The organism is Tunturiibacter empetritectus (assembly GCF_013410875.1).
In the GTDB taxonomy this organism is placed as follows: Bacteria; Acidobacteriota; Terriglobia; order Terriglobales; family Acidobacteriaceae; genus Edaphobacter; species Edaphobacter empetritectus.
Genome location: NZ_JACCCU010000001.1, coordinates 2,462,147 through 2,477,294, shown reverse-complemented (window position 1 = coordinate 2,477,294; position 15,148 = coordinate 2,462,147). Strand labels below are relative to the sequence as shown.

At 57.3% G+C, this 15,148-nt stretch carries 9 protein-coding genes; 1 reads left to right on the top strand and 8 read right to left on the bottom strand.

Annotated elements, in window-relative coordinates; translation table 11 throughout:
• Positions 1-6: 6 nt before the first annotated feature.
• The 7 genes from cobA to HDF08_RS10410 form a co-directional block, all read right to left on the bottom strand.
• Entirely contained in the window at positions 7-735 is a 729-nt protein-coding gene (gene cobA, locus HDF08_RS10440) for a uroporphyrinogen-III C-methyltransferase (RefSeq protein WP_179638375.1), read from the bottom strand.
• Positions 732-1,373 (bottom strand): precorrin-2 dehydrogenase/sirohydrochlorin ferrochelatase family protein, encoded by a 642-nt coding sequence (locus tag HDF08_RS10435; RefSeq protein WP_179638374.1) that lies wholly within the window; start codon positions 1,371-1,373, stop codon positions 732-734. The genes cobA and HDF08_RS10435 overlap by 4 nt, the downstream gene beginning before the upstream one ends.
• 9 nt (positions 1,374-1,382) lie before the next feature.
• A complete protein-coding gene (locus HDF08_RS10430) occupies positions 1,383-3,107 on the bottom strand; it encodes a nitrite/sulfite reductase (RefSeq protein WP_179638373.1) in 1,725 nt (574 codons plus the stop codon).
• A gap of 250 nt (positions 3,108-3,357) precedes the next feature.
• The gene (gene phoU, locus HDF08_RS10425; RefSeq protein WP_179638372.1) at positions 3,358-4,032 is read right to left on the bottom strand and encodes a phosphate signaling complex protein PhoU; all 675 of its coding nucleotides are present in this window, start codon (positions 4,030-4,032) and stop codon (positions 3,358-3,360) included.
• A gap of 117 nt (positions 4,033-4,149) precedes the next feature.
• Complete coding sequence (locus HDF08_RS10420) at positions 4,150-8,259, bottom strand: sodium:solute symporter family transporter (protein WP_179638932.1); 4,110 nt, start codon at positions 8,257-8,259, stop codon at positions 4,150-4,152.
• A 233-nt stretch (positions 8,260-8,492) separates the two neighbouring features.
• A complete protein-coding gene (locus tag HDF08_RS10415; protein ID WP_179638371.1) occupies positions 8,493-9,836 on the bottom strand; it encodes an Hsp70 family protein in 1,344 nt (447 codons plus the stop codon).
• A gap of 58 nt (positions 9,837-9,894) precedes the next feature.
• Complete coding sequence (locus tag HDF08_RS10410) at positions 9,895-12,054, bottom strand: beta-N-acetylhexosaminidase (RefSeq protein WP_179638370.1); 2,160 nt, start codon at positions 12,052-12,054, stop codon at positions 9,895-9,897.
• Positions 12,055-12,446: 392 nt separating this feature from the next.
• On the opposite strand from HDF08_RS10410, the gene HDF08_RS10405 reads away from it, so the two are divergent.
• Positions 12,447-14,168 (top strand): hypothetical protein, encoded by a 1,722-nt coding sequence (locus tag HDF08_RS10405; RefSeq protein WP_257030957.1) that lies wholly within the window; start codon positions 12,447-12,449, stop codon positions 14,166-14,168.
• Positions 14,169-14,488: 320 nt separating this feature from the next.
• Here the strand turns inward: HDF08_RS10405 and msrB are convergent, their stop codons facing one another.
• Positions 14,489-15,052: a peptide-methionine (R)-S-oxide reductase MsrB gene (gene msrB, locus HDF08_RS10400; protein ID WP_257030956.1), complete on the bottom strand. Its 564-nt coding sequence runs from the start codon at positions 15,050-15,052 to the stop codon at positions 14,489-14,491.
• Positions 15,053-15,148: the final 96 nt, after the last annotated feature.

The following is a 15,148-nucleotide window of genomic DNA, read 5'->3' as shown; positions in this document are numbered from 1 at the left end:
TACCTGCTACAGCACCTGAATAGCGTCGCCGATCAGCAGGACCACGGGTGCAGGACCAACAGCGTCGTCATCCAGCTGGGCGAGCGTCGTACTGTAAACATGTTCATCCGCCGCGGTTACCTTGCTGATCGCAACACACGGCGTCTCGCCCGCGATCCCAGAGGAGATAAGGTCTTCTGCCAGGGCGCGAAATCTGCGTCCCGGCATATAGATCACCAGCGTAGCGTTCTCCGGCAGAGCTCCCGTCCATTTTGGGGTCAGCTCTAGCTTCTCCGCCGCATGGTGCGCCGTAGCAAGAATCAGCTTTGAAGCTGCGCTGCGATCGGTCAGCGGCGTTCTCAATCTTGCGGCCGCCGCAAACGCAGTCGTAATGCCGGGGACGATCTCGAACGGAATCTTCGCCCCACGCAGTGCGCCGATCTCTTCGCCCGCCCGCCCGAAGATCAACGGATCGCCGGACTTCAGCCGCAGCACGGATCGGCCCGCCTGCGCCGCCTCCAGCATAAGAACGTGAATCTCCGCCTGCGTAATACGCGGCTGCCCACACCGCTTCCCAACCGGGATAATCTCCGCCCCCCCATGGGCCAGCGATAGTATCTCAGCAGAAACCAGATCATCAGGCAGAATCAGATCTGCTGTTTCAAGTAGCCGAAGGACCCGAAGGGTAAGCAGGTTCGGGTCACCCGGTCCTGCACCTGCTAAGTAGACGGTTCCAGGCTGAGCAGCAGAGTTCACGATTTCTTCTCGGGTAATGGATTCGTCAAAGCATGCTCGCGGGCAAGCAGGCGAGACGGGCACGCCTCGTAGCCGCATACCTCACGCTGAGCGAGTTGGTGAAGCAGCCACTTTCGCTCTTCATTCAGCGGTTCTATCTGAGTTACCTCACGTCGCAGATTACCCAGGTTAGTCAGCCAGTCGCCGACGTCCAGCGGCAGTTGCGAATTGATCTCTTTGCGCAGCCTCTGGGCCAACGCCGGGCTAGCCCCTGCGGTTGAAATAGCAATCTGCAGATCTCCACGCCGCACCACAGAAGGAAAGTAAAAATCGCAGAACGGTGGGTCGTCCACCGCATTGCAGAGGAGATTCTTCTCGGTCGCCTCCCGGAAGACAGCTCGATTTACCACAGGATTGTCGGTTGCCGCGACCACAAGGAACTGCCCCAGCAAATCGCCTTCGACGTACTTCCGGCGCAGCCATTCGAGCTCGCCCGCCGCCGCCATCTCGACCACGCGAGGGCGGGCTTCCGGAGCAATCACCGTCACCTTTGCGTGAGCCGCCAGCAGTGAGTCGATCTTCGCTTCAGCTAGATTTCCGGCCCCAACTACGATGCATGGCCGGCCGGCAATCTTTAGAAAGATAGGGAAAAGGTCCATGAAACTAGGTTACTCTCCCGGCACGTAGCGGCCGGCACCAACCGGCGGAGCATCGCGCTCCACAGGATCGATCACCGTACCCGCAAGCTGGGCTCGCAGGCTATCGTCATCAGTCCGGGCAAAGTAAGCTCGCAGATCTTCGTCCGGCTCACGAGCGTCAAGATACCCGCGCAACAACCGCTCAATCGCATCCGGAACATCGTCCGCCGCAGCGCGATAGCCCAATGGTCGAGCCGTCCGAGCAAACTTACCCACCGCTCCTCCCACGCAAAAATAGAAGGCGTCCACCGACTTCCCATCCTTCTTGATCTTCTTGCCCTCAAGCCCAATGTCAGCGATCCAGTGCTGTCCACAACTGTTGGTGCAGCCTGTGACGTGAAGCTTGATCTGCTGGTCGAAGCCCGGCAGGCGTTCTTCCATCTCACTGACCAGCCACTTCGAAAAGCCCTTCGTCTCCGCAATCGCCAGCTTGCAAAACTCCGTGCCGGTACACGCGATCGCTCCCCGCCAGAAGGCAGAAACATCCACGTGCAGCTCCATTCCATTCAGCGCCAATACCAGATCGGCCGTCTTCTCGTTCGGCACATTGACGATGAGAATATTCTGCATAATCGTCGTGCGAAGTTCTCCGCTTCCATACCGCTCAGCCAGGTCAGCCAGTTGATGGAGTTGCTCGCCCGAGATGCGGCCACGCAGCACGCTGGCTCCCACTGACGACAAACCTGCCTGACGCTGCGGCGCTACGCCGATATGATCACGATAAACATCATCGGGAATCACATCTTCGGTGACCGGGCTAGGATCCAGTTTGTAACCCAGTCTGCCTTCTAATGCCTCCAGAAAAGACTCTGCGGTCCAGCCATGCCTCATAAAAAGATACTTGATGCGAGCGCGAGTGCGGTTCTCGCGTAACTCCTGTTGTTCACGAAAGATCTCCGCCGTGGCATGCACAGCAGCATACGCCTGATCCTGCCGGATGAACGCAGGAATACGCACCGCGAGATGAGGCTCGGTCGACAGGCCGCCGCCCACCCGCAACGTATAGCCAACCTCTTCCTTGCCGTCAATCGTGCGCTTGATCGCGGTCAACGCAACATCGTTGATCTCCGGGTACGAGCACCACAGCGGGCAGCCAGTGACAGAGATCTTGAACTTGCGCGGCAGATTATAGAACTCGGGATTGGCCGTGAGTTTGTGCGCAATCTCTACAGCTAGAGGCGAAGCATCGATAAGCTCGTGTCCATCGATTCCAGCCAGCGGGCAGCCCGTCACGTTGCGAACAACATCACCGCACGCACCCTTTGGGCTGAGCCCTACCGCAGTGAGCGCATCTACCACCTCAGGCAACGCCTCGATGGTCAGCCAGTGGAGCTGTATATTTTGCCGCGTCGTAATATCAGCAAGATCGCGAGCATACTTCTTTGTAACGTCCGCAATGACGCGCAACTGTGCGCTGGTAAGAATCCCGTTCGGCAGGCCAATACGCATCATGAAGTACTCGGTTGCTTTCCCCTCGCCACCAACACCTCCGGTGGCTCCCACTCCATCGCCCTGGGTATAGATCCCCCACCACTTGAAGTAGAGGCCAGCCCACTCCGGAAGAACCGATTCGCGGCCCTCCTTGGCAAACTGACGAACCTCCTCCCATGCCTCCCACGGATTCTTCGCCAGCTTCAAACGTTCGGACTTTTGTGCTTTGGTCTCTTTAATAACAGGAGAGGCTGAGTTGCTCATGAGGAGTGTCCTTTTGTGTGCGGCAGAAACAAGAAGGCCCACCGTATTCAGTGGGCGCTGGTGGCTTTGCTAAGAAAAAGGAGACTTATCGGGTAAGTCTACAACTCAGGCAAAGGCGACGGCGCACGCAGTTGTGACAACACGTGCGACAAGCCATTGATGTAAGCTGAGTCGAACTCACCATACCCCTAAGATTAGTTGTCGCAGGACCACACGTCAAGGCTGCTCACTTTGCCGGCGCACTCATGACTCAATCCGCTTCTGCAAGTGAGAGCTTATGCCGAACATCCGAGCCGCGAACCCAGAAGATTACATCTTCGGCGATGTTGGTAGCGTGGTCGGCCGCCCGCTCCAGGTTCCGCGAGATGATGATCGCATTCAACGCCTGTCCGCTTACCACCGGATGCTGTTGCATCACCTCGATCAACTCATTCTGCACATCGCGGTTCATATCGTCGATCTCATCGTCCATAGCAAGTACGGACTCCGCCAGCTTCGCATCCGCCTCCAGCAAAGACTGAATCGCCCTGCGGATCATCACCCCAACCTTCTCGCCCATATCCGGGATATCGATCGGCAGCGAGATCTTCGGAGAATCCTGTAGATACTGCGTCCGCGAAGCGATGTTCGTCGCTTGGTCCCCAATGCGCTCCAGATCGCCATTGATCTTGATCACGGACAGAATGAAACGAAGATCGATAGCCATAGGCTGCTCTTTGGCCAGCAGGTCGTACGCCATCTCATCTACGTCACGTTCCGCCGCGTTGATCGCAGCTTCAATCTCCTTTACGTGGTCGCAGAGGCTCATATCTCCGGTAAGATAAGCTTCCAGCGACAACGAAAGAGCCTGTTGCGAGAGCGCAGCCATGGCGAGAAGTTTGTCTTTGAGAGCGACCAATTGCTGTTGAAAGTTGATACGGGGCATGCGGGAGACCTTCGATCTGGAAGCGTTTCACTATTGTGACGTAAATAAGGCGAAGAAACCAAGGGATATTATGACTTCCGGCTCTGCGAATGGTACACAATTCGTGTCACAAGCGGATTACTTGTAAAGCAGGTAGTTTTCGCGTTGGCGCTCGAAAGCAGCCAGGTCCCTCGCCCATCCAGCTGCAATCTTACGGGGGTCGTCCAGGTTGGTCAGCGCCTGCATCGTATCCACGTTCGTCACCAGGTACGCGGCCTTTGCCAGCTGAAACTCTGGATAGAGATGGTGCAACGCGCTGAGCAGTTCGATCCCCATCTCAGGGGAGTTGAAAACAGCTCGATCCGTCACAGTAAAAGCAATCCCAGGGATCGTCTTCCCATGAGAGGGGTAGTGATTGGAGTCCTCTGCAACCGCGAAGTTAGTCGGTGCAAAGCTCACTCCAGGAATCTTTCGCGCGGTCAGGTAAGCTGCCAGCTCCGGCGCATTGATGTAGGGTGCGCCAATATGCTCATAAGGTTTGTCTGTTCCGCGGCCAACAGAGATGTTTGTCATCTCAGCCAGGCCCACAGCAGGATAGAGCGTAGCCGCCGCCGGAGTCCGCAGGTTCGGGCTTGGATTGATCCACTTCAGTCCCGTCTCATCAAAGTACTGTGTGCGAGACCAGTTCTGCATCGGCACCACAACTAGCTGCGCATGAATAGGAACCAGAATGTTAGGCGAGGTAGGACCGGGAACCCTCCGTTCACTGTTGAAGTAGAGTGCAAGCTCCCCGAGAGTCATGCCGTTGCGCACAGGCATCGGCATGTAGTTGTTATAGGACTCGGCCCCTGCATCAGACACCGGCCCCTGGACTGCCACATCGCCGTTTGGGTTGGGACGATCCAGCACAATAATCTCGATGTGAGCCTGCGCCGCTGCCTCGAGAAAGTATCCAACCAGAGTCTCATACGTGAAGAACCGAACCCCCACATCCTGCAGATCAATTACCACAGCATCAAGATCTTTCAGAGACTCGAGGCTCGGATGGCGCTGCTCAGGCCTCGCGCCATAGAGGCTCAATATTGGAAGTCTGGTCGCAGCATCTACATCATTGCCGATCTTCACAATATCTTTTGTCCCTAGAAATCCATGCTCGGGTGAGAACAACTTCTTCAGTTCAACCTCCGGCAAGCTGTGCTGCAATATGTCGATCGTCCGCCTGCCCTCGCGGTCAACTCCGGTCTGATTCGTTAGCAACCCCAGTTTCAGGTGACTACCGTGACGTTTCGCAGCATCCGCCAGAGCCTCGAAATGAGTAGCCTCCAACACATCAACTCCCGCGAGCGTCTGACTGCTGGCAAAAGTCGTTGCATGCTCCGCGCCAATTCGCATCGCACGGGCCGCAGCAGAGGCCACTTGCCCCCGCAACATCGAGATAGGTGGTGCACCGCGGGGATGAATCGCATTCGACAAAATAACAACGAAGCTGTCGCTCTCTGGATCCATCCACAACGACGTCCCGGTAAATCCTGTATGCCCAAAGCTCCCAATTGGAAACACCTCGCCCCGCGGCCGCGAATACGCCGAATTTATATCCCAACCAAATCCCCGCACATCAACGCCTGTAGTCGTCTTTCCACCTGGAGTAAAGATCGTTGCGCCGCTCACCGCAGTAGACGGCTGCTCCGGCTCCGTCATCAACTTCAGCGTCGCCTGACTCAACGGAAAGTTACTCGGTCTACCCGCAAGCCGATCCAACAATCCCTGGGCGAACAGCGAGACATCCGGAGCCGTAGAAAACACTCCAGCATGTCCCGCAACACCGCCCATCCGCCGAGTCGTCGGATCATGCACGGTTCCACGCAGCATCCGGCCAAAGTCAGGATTCGTAGCCGCCGTCCCTTGATCGTCATAAGCAGTGGGAGCAATGTTCGGAATCCATCTCTCCCGAAGCCATCCATCCGCTTTGCAGCGATCGAATCCATGACCACCCGGGTTCGTCAGCAAACCAGTACTGTCCGGCAGCATCCCACACGCTTTACCCATAGGGAGATATCTCGTATGCATCATCCCCAGCGGCCCAAAGATATGCTCCTGCGCATATTCCTCCAGCGGCTGCCCACTAATCTTCTCCACCAGCGCCCCTAACGTGATGAAGTTAATATCCGAATACTTGAAGTGCGTTCCCGGCACAGTCTCGAGCGTCGCATTCATCGCCCGCCGAATCCCCTCCGCCTTGTCCGGAGCAGCCAATCCCCACGCATCTTTCAGGTCGATATCCTCTGGCAAGCCCGAGTAGTGCGTCAGCAACTCACGAATCATAACCGCCTGCTTCCCATTCACCGCGAACTCCGGCAGATACTTTGCCACCGGCTCGTCGAACTGCAGCTTATGCGCCTCATAGAGCTGCATCACGGCCGTAGCCGTAACCAGACACTTCGTCAGTGAAGCCATATCGAAGACCGTATCTTCCGTCATCGGCTCCACAGCAGGCTCAAGTGCACGATTCCCAAATGCCTTTTCAAACACAGTTCTGCCATGGTGGTTGATGAGCACCACTGCACCCGGTATCTTCTTCGCGCTTATCGCCTCATCCACAAGCGTCGAGACTGCGCTGAAGTCGTAGCCCTTATTCGCTTCCACTTGCGTTACATCCGCAGCCCCTCGCGATGGAAGCAGAAAGGGAAGAGACAGCGCGATCACAAGTCCAGCCATCTTAGCCGCAGAGCGCTGCGACTTCTGCTTCGTGCCATCCCCTCGAAACAGCAAGCTTCCAACCGACCCAACTACGAACGTAACAATCGACCCAATCAGCACATACCAGGTGAACGCGATGTGCGGAATCGTGACTGGTCCCACCTTGATCACACCCGGAGAGAGCCAGAGCAAAAGATTCAGCCCAAACCCGCAGATCATTCCTAAAATCGCTCCCGTCTGCGTGGCATATCGAGTCAGCGTCCCCAGCAGAAACACACCCAGCAAAGCACCATAGGCCACCGAAGCGATCGACAGCCCCACCTCCACCACGTGGCCCTTCCCGCCAGCAAACACGCTATACATCGCGACCCCAAACAGCACCAGCGCCCAAACAACCGTGCTCGAGCGCGAGATCATCATCCGTTCGCGGTCATCCGCCTCCGGCCGCCAATGCATATAGAAGTCCACCACCGTCGTCGAAGAAAGCGAGTTCAACGCCGCGCTCAAATTCGACATCGCTGCCGCAAGAATCGCCGCCACCAACAGCCCGGCAATCCCAATCGGCATCTCCCGCACAATAAACGTTGGGAAGATTCGATCCGCAGACGCGAACACCGCCGGGTGCAGCCCATAGAAGACATACAGCCCCACACCAATCAATAGAAACAACGTGAACTGCAAAAAAATCACCGCACCGCTAGCCAGCAATGCCAGCCGCGACTCGCGCAAATTCCGAGCCGCCAGCATCCTTTGCACCATCAACTGATCCGTGCCATGCGACGCCATCGTCAGGAACGTCCCCCCCAGTACGCCTGCCCAGAACGTATAGCTCTGCGTCAGGTTCAGCGCAAAGTGAAAGAGCCGAAACTTACCCGCCGCCGCCGCGACTTCATGTATCTGCGACCATCCCCCTGGTACATGCGTCCCCAGCGTAAAGATCGCAACCATCGTTCCGCCGATGTAGATCCCCATTTGCACCACATCGGTCCAGATCACCGCCGCCATCCCGCCCTCAAACGTATACAGCAGCGTAAGCGCCGAGATAATTCCAATCGACAGCACATCCCGCGTCCCAATCGCGATCCCCACCACGATGCTCACCGCGAACACCCGCACTCCTTCAGCCGCCGCCCGAGTCAGCAGAAACAATCCCGCAGTCACCTTGTGCAGCGTATGTCCGAAGCGCTGATCGATCAGCTGATACGCGGTTAACATCCGCCCCTCAAAGTATTTGGGCAGAAAGATCAACGCCACCACCACGCGACCCAGCATGTACCCGATCACAATCTGCAGAAACCCGAAGTCCCCTGCAAACGCGACACCCGGAATGCTGATGATTGTCAGCGTACTCGTCTCCGCAGAGACGATCGACAGCGCAATCGCCCACCACGGAATCGTCTGGTCAGCCAGAAAATAGCTGCGCAGCGATCTCGCATTCGGATCCTTTCCACTCCGAAATCGCAGGCCGAAGAGAGTGATTGCGATCAGATAAACGACGATCAAACCGAGATCGAAGGGATGAAGGCGTGTTGGAGTTACGGCAACATACATTCGTGCCAGTGTATAGCGATAGCCTGCCACAAGTAGCGCTTGTTCTCCCCAGAGGTGCCGAACCTGAAACCACTAGACCAGGACGCATGACCTATCAGACCGAAACGCCGCAGGTTCGGAAAGAAAGACAGCTCGCGACCAACGGGAGCGCCAACCGAAGGGGTATACAAGTCACGAAGTGACCGCCGCCCGCGAAGGGCGCCCGTCCGGCAGGACGCCCTAAGCCTCTTGCCCTAGCTTCCCGTTAGTCGAACCTCTTCGGCACGCAGTGCAAGCCCCAACGCCACCGACGTAAATTCATTGCCGGTACGCACCCGCTGTGCGCCGAACCGGGATTCGAAGATGCGACGCACCGCAGGAACAAAGCTGGTTCCTCCAGTCAAAAACACCCGGTCAACCTCTCTGGCAGGAACATTGCTTGTAGCCAGCAGAGTATCGACGCACCGCTCGATTGATTGCAACTCCTCCACGATCCAGCCTTCAAACTCCTTGCGCTCAACCGTCGCAACAAGGTCCATACTGCCATCGCGAAAATGAAACTCGGCAGACTCGTGATGTGACAAGTCAACCTTCAAACGCTGGACAGCCTGATGTAGCTGGTATCCAAGGTCCTCTTCGATCAAGTTGATGAGCGCTTCGATCTTCTCCGGCTCCTGCGCCCGCGCCCGCGCACTCTTCAGAATCTCCGCGACATTTCGTGTCTTCAGAAACGAGAGATAGTGCCAGCGCTCCAGATTGGCATAGATCCATGCCGGAGCCGCCGGGATGATGCTAGCCGGACGATCCCGAGCCTGAGCATAAGACCGCTCCAAGCTGTCAGACCCCAGTGCCGGAGACACCAGCTTCCGAACGATCCGAGCGTCGAAGCTGTCACCCGCCAGCCCCAGCCCGCTGTTGCCCAGAAGATCCTTCGCCGTTCGACCCCGCGCGCGAACGCCGGGACCAACATGCAGCAACGAGAAGTCGCTCGTGCCGCCGCCAAAGTCCCCAATCAAAATCAGTTCATCATGATCGAGTGTGGACTCGTAAGCGTAAGCCGCCGCAATCGGCTCCATCTCAAACTCGACCGACTCAAAACCGGCATGGACGAATGCCTGGCGCAGCCGCTGCATAGCAAAGTCATCATCTTCTACGCTCTCTGCGCCAACAAAGCGCACCGGTCGCCCTACCGTGGCCTGACGCACTGGGCGTCCCAACTGCCGCTCAGCAGACAATCTCAGATCGGTGAGGATACGAGCGATCAGGTCTTCAATGGTGTAACGCCGCCCAAAAACTTCAGTTCCGGTCAACGTCCGGCTAGAGAGATAAGACTTGAGAGACTGAATCAGCCGGCCCTTATGCTCGGCACGAAGATAGTGCTCAATCGCCTGCGGCCCGGTGAATCCTTTAATCTGCGTACGGCTCGCATGCCTGTGCTGCTCCAGGTAAAGCACAGAGCGGAATGACTCCGTAGTCGCCGCTCCCGCAGGAAAAGAGACCAACTCCACCTCGCCATTCCCGCGGGTAAACGCGATGGAGCTGTTCGTTGTGCCGAAATCAATTCCGAGTGAGGGGCCGATGGAGTCCGTCGAAAGCATGATCTTTTAGATTGCCAGATTTCGCGACCTAAGCGCTACTCAACGCACAAAAACAGACTCATTTCGCCGCCGGAGCCGGAGGTGGTATCCCCAGGTCCGCAGCCGGCGGCAGCGTGTGTGTATCCGACCACTGACGCTGCGCACTTCGAAGCCTGTCGCTCCGACCCTCCCAGATTCCAACCGTGTAGTCGTAGTGCTCCAGCGTCGGCCGCAGCGCATACGCGCGATTCGACCGGTACCACGCCTGCTCGTACAGATCACGCAGCAGGGAATAGGCGTCAATGAAGTCCTGAATCCGACCATTCACCCCGTTAATGTCAGAGAGCTCTCGCGCCACACTCATGCGCTGCTTCTTATCCGTCGTGTTCTGCATCGCGTAGGCGCGTTGATAACCCTCTGCAATCTCCTCCGACAGCTGAAACTTTAGCCCGATCAGATCCATACGTCGAGCGCCTAGTTCAAGTGCGTCGATAGCCGCAGTCTCCCGAAGCGTCGTAGGCGCACTAGGATAGGAGTCCGCAGGATCATAAGCCTTAGGCCCTGCAGAAACCGTAGGTGACGCAGGCGCAGCAGCCCTTGCCTGTGCAATCAGAGTCAGCGCTCGCTCCGCATGAAGCCGCAACTCATGTGCATACGGAAGCACCTGCGCCCCGATCCTGATCCCATCCTTCGACATCGGGTCCAGCCAGAAGATGCTGTTGGTCCCATCCCCTTCCTTGGCCTGGTCCTTCAACACTGAGTGCGCCAGCATCATCTCCTTCTGCGCCTCATTCAGATAGCCAGTCGCGTCGCCGTGAAACACCTGCGCGTAAGAGTTCTGGAACTCTGGAATGGAAGACTCGCCCTTCTGCCAAGCCGCCGCTGCACCAAACAGAATCCCATACCAATCCTGATTGAAGAGCCCCTCCCCGTCATCATTCCAGATCGTGTTCAGCTGTCCGGTAGACCCCAGCCGTTGCCCGTCGGCCGTAAACCGCTGAATATTTTCGAGCGCATAGTTGTTGTTCGGATAAACCTTCCTGAAGTTGTTCACGCTCGGAGCCACCCAAGTCTCCATCCCCGCATTCGTAAACGGCGTCAAGAACCGGTCATACCCACGAGCCTCCGGGGTATAAACCCAAGCAACCGCGATCGTCGAATCCTTGAACGACTGCGGTAGATCCTTCAGCAAGTCCGGCGAATCCTGCGCGATATCCCCCCAAAACAGGAACCTTCTATTAAGCGGCTTCAACTCCGTCACAATCCGCTGCAGAAAATCCAGATAAACCGGCCCCAGACCCCGCGCATCCACATCAGCTTTAGTCTGCCCCAGCCCCAGGTCCACCGTCTCATCCGCGCCAATATGCAAAAACGGCCCCGGATACAGCGCCGCTAGCTCGGTAAACATCTGCTTGATCAGCGCAATCGACCCCGGCTGCCCCGGCGCCAGCACCGCGCCATGCGGAGTCTCCGCCAGCGGTTGATACTGCTCCCACGCCAGATTATGGTGCAGGTGCCCAAACGCCTCCTGCTCCGGCACCACATCAATGTGGTACAGCCGCGCATACTCCACCAGTTCCCGGGTCTCCTCCGCCGAAACACTCCCGCCCGGCGGAGCCATCAGCGGATTCGAAGCATACTGCTGCGTATGTTCAAAGTACGGAGAATACAAATTCACCTTATAAGCCGCCAGCGTCCGAATCAGGTGCTTCTGAAACTCCAGTGTCGTCACCGGCCCCCGCGACAGATCGTCATCCAGCCCGCGATACTTCATCGTCGGCCAATCCCTCACATTCGCCGCATGCAGAACCGCCTTCGCCCCATCCCCTTCAATCAGCTGCTTAACCGTCTGCACCCCATAAAACAGACCCGCCGCCGAATCCCCAATCACCTGCAGCCCACCCCCACCTGCGGCGATCACGTAGCCTTCAGCCTTCATCTCCTCGGTAAACTTCACCTCCGGATGAGCACTCGTTCGTGCCAACTCAATCGAAACCGCGCCCGTCGACCCCACAATGTCGCGTTCCTTCAGCGACGCGGCCAAATCGTCCGCCGCAAAACGGTCCTCCACAGCACAGGGAGCCACGCAGAAAATACCCACCCCATGCGTCAGCACCTCATCCCCCGTTGCATGGATCTCACGCGGCCTCGGGATCAATTTAATAGAAGACTGAGCAGATGCGACAGAAGCAAACAGGCCAAAGCCCACAATGAGAGCGCCAAGTCGGTAAGAGTGCATGAAGATAACGGTAAATCAGTTCCGCGACGCGAGGGGTTACTCAATTCATTCCGGCAAATCAGAAAAAATTACCGGAGTTCGAAAAAATATCCACAGTGAAACGTATTTTCTCGGTGAATACCGCACAAATTATTCCTCTGTTCACACGACTTTGTGAGCATAAGTCAAAGAGCAAAGGAAGAGAGTTGGAGTGGGCCTAAGCCCCGCACCCTTTCTTGTTGTCCTTGTGCCTTTTCATACTTTTGCGAGGTTCCATGACGAAGCAACTACGAGCGACTATGGCGGCGATATTGGTTATCAGTTCAATATCTCTCCAGGCGCAAACCAGCACGGCAACGAAAAAGACGACCAGCAAGGCGCCAGTTCACAAAAAGGCGCCCGTCGAGAGCCCGTTGGCACGCCAGATCCGCGAGCTGCGTGAGCAGATGCTGAGCCAACAGGCCCAGATCGATGCTCTCAAACAGCAGAATGCCGATAAGGACGCGAAGCTTGCGGCCGCTCAGCAGTCCGCTCAGGACGCCCAGACCGCAGCTGCCAGTGCATCGGCCAAGGCGGACAGCCTCAGCTCGAACCTCTCGGCCAACACCGAGGCGGTCTCGAACTTGAACAGCACCGTAACCGACCTCAAGACCACCAACGTCGGCCTCGCCCAGACCATCAGCGACACCAAGAAGACCATTTCGGACGAACTCGAGTCGCCTCTGGCAATCCACTACAAGGGAGTAGCGATTACCCCCGTTGCCTTCTTCGCGGCTGAATCCGTCTACCGTCAGCGTTCGCTCAACTCCGACGTCAACACGCCATTCAACTCCACCCCGTACCCTGGCGCAGCTCAGTCCAACACCAGCGAATTCAACTTCTCTGGCCGTCAGAGCCGCATCGGCGCACTCTTTGTCGCCAACCCCGGTCCGTTCAAGCTGTCGGGCTACGTCGAAGCTGACTTCCTCTCCGCAGGCGCCACCAGCAACGACAACCAGAGCAACAGCTACACTCTCCGTCAGCGTCAGATCTGGGGTCAGGCCGCCACCAACAGCGGCTTCACGGTAACCGGCGGTCAGATGTGGTCGCTCGTCACCGAAACCAAGAAGAGCACCGACAACCGCACCGAAAATCTCCCAATGACCATCGACGCGCAGTACCAAGTCGGTTTTAGCTGGGAGCGTCAGCCAGGCGTCAGGTTCCAGCAGAAACTCGGTGGCCTCACCGGTGCCATCTCCGTCGAACAGGCCGAGTACGTCTACTCCGCCTCCAACGCCAACAATAACTTCTTCATCGGAAACGCTGGTACTGGCGGTGGTCTCTATAACCTCACTGCGAACTACTCCAATAACATCGCCCCTGACGTCATCGTCAAATTCACCTACGATGCCAAGGTTGGTCACTTCGAGGCTGGCGGCTTGGGTCGCTGGTTCCGTGACCGCTACTACCCCAACCAGACCCTCACCGTTCCGTCGGCTGCTGGTGCGGCCAACAACACCAAGGTCGGCGGCGGCTTCTTCGCCAACGCCCGCGTCCCCGTTACGCACTTTGCTGACTTCGGCGTTCACTTCCTCGGTGGCACCGGCGTAGGCCGTTACGGCACCTCCACCCTGCCCGATATCACCGTCCATCCTGACGGGACACTCGCGCCCATTAAGAACTACCAAGCTCTTGGCTCGCTTGAGCTTCACCCCGCCAAGAAGCTCGATGTATTCGGTTACTTCGGTGGCGAGTACGCCCAGCGCACCGTCTACCTCAGCACGCTCGGCGCCTCAGCCGGCAAACAGATCGGATACGCGCCGCGAAACGCAGTCGACTCCGGCTGCTCCACCGAAGGCCTGCCCACAGCCACCACCACCAACCCCTTCGCAGGCTCTGCTCCCTATAACCCCGCAGGCGCAGGAAGCTGCGCTGGCGCAACCCGTGCCATCTTCGAAGGAACGGCAGGATTCACCTACCGCATCTACACCAACCCCAAGTACGGACGCCTCCAGTACCAGATGCAGTACAGCTATCTCACGCGTGATGCGTGGTCTGGTATCACAAGCGCCACCGGTGCAACCACCACCACCTACGGCAGCCCCAAGGCCACCAACAACATGGTCTTCACCAGCATGCGTTACTACCTCCCGTAGTAGCCTCTGCACTTACATAAAAAGGCACCCCTCGGGGTGCCTTTTTTATCTCTGAAGCGGTTTCCGTTGCAGGGACGGGAATTTGTAACACCGAGAGTCCTTGTGGCTCGTCTCAGTCCTCGCACACACCGATAGTTCTTTGTGGCTCGTCTTAGTCCTCGTGACTTCGTCAATCCCTTACGGCTCGTCATCTCGACCGAAGTCGCGCAGTCTTATCGCGCGACGTAGTGGAGAGACCCCCGTATTTTGCTTTTGCTCTTCGATTGCTGCAGCCTGCATCAACCTTATGAACACTTCAAGGTGGATAAGATCGGCGCCAGCTAAGCCTTCTCAAACTTCATTGAAGCCGAGTTCATGCAATATCTCAGTCCCGTCGGCGCAGGGCCATCGTCAAAGACATGCCCCAAATGCCCCTCGCACCGCATACACTTCACCTCGATGCGCTCTATCCCCATGGAACGGTCCGTTACCTCGGCAACATTCTCCTTCGCAATCGGCGCCCAGAAGCTTGGCCAACCTGTACCCGATTCGAACTTCGTCTGCGAATCGAACAACGCCGTGTCGCAGCCGATGCAGCGAAAGACACCTTTGCCATGCTCGTTCAGGCTTACGCCCGAATAGGGCATCTCGGTATCCGCCTCTCTCGAGATCTCGAACGAGTTTTTGCCCAGCTGTCGAAGCCACTCGCCATCGGTCTTCACGATCTTTGCAACCGTCTGCTTACCCAGGTTCTTTCCGTCATTGCTGAAGTTGACGATCGTGACCTCGGCCGGTGTGCCATGGATCGCCACGCTGGCCTCGACGCCGGGGGCTCTCCGCATCACCAGCACAGCATAAGAAGCTGCAACCGCAGCCCCGCCTGCCACAAACACCCGTCTGGTCATCTTTCGTGACCGGTCGTCCCGGCTCACATCCGAATCAAACATTAGGAAACCCAGCCTTCTACTATGCGACGGCAGCCATCCAAAAAGGTTACAGTA

Bases quoted from the DNA above. Each gene is read 5' to 3' on its own strand.
- HDF08_RS10435 (WP_179638374.1), bottom strand. From the start codon at position 1,373: ATGGACCTTTTCCCTATCTTTCTAAAGATTGCCGGCCGGCCATGCATC.
- HDF08_RS10430 (WP_179638373.1), bottom strand. From the start codon at position 3,107: ATGAGCAACTCAGCCTCTCCTGTTATTAAAGAGACCAAAGCACAAAAG.
- phoU (WP_179638372.1), bottom strand. From the start codon at position 4,032: ATGCCCCGTATCAACTTTCAACAGCAATTGGTCGCTCTCAAAGACAAA.
- HDF08_RS10420 (WP_179638932.1), bottom strand. From the start codon at position 8,259: ATGTATGTTGCCGTAACTCCAACACGCCTTCATCCCTTCGATCTCGGT.
- HDF08_RS10415 (WP_179638371.1), bottom strand. From the start codon at position 9,836: ATGCTTTCGACGGACTCCATCGGCCCCTCACTCGGAATTGATTTCGGC.
- HDF08_RS10410 (WP_179638370.1), bottom strand. From the start codon at position 12,054: ATGCACTCTTACCGACTTGGCGCTCTCATTGTGGGCTTTGGCCTGTTT.
- msrB (WP_257030956.1), bottom strand. From the start codon at position 15,052: ATGACCAGACGGGTGTTTGTGGCAGGCGGGGCTGCGGTTGCAGCTTCT.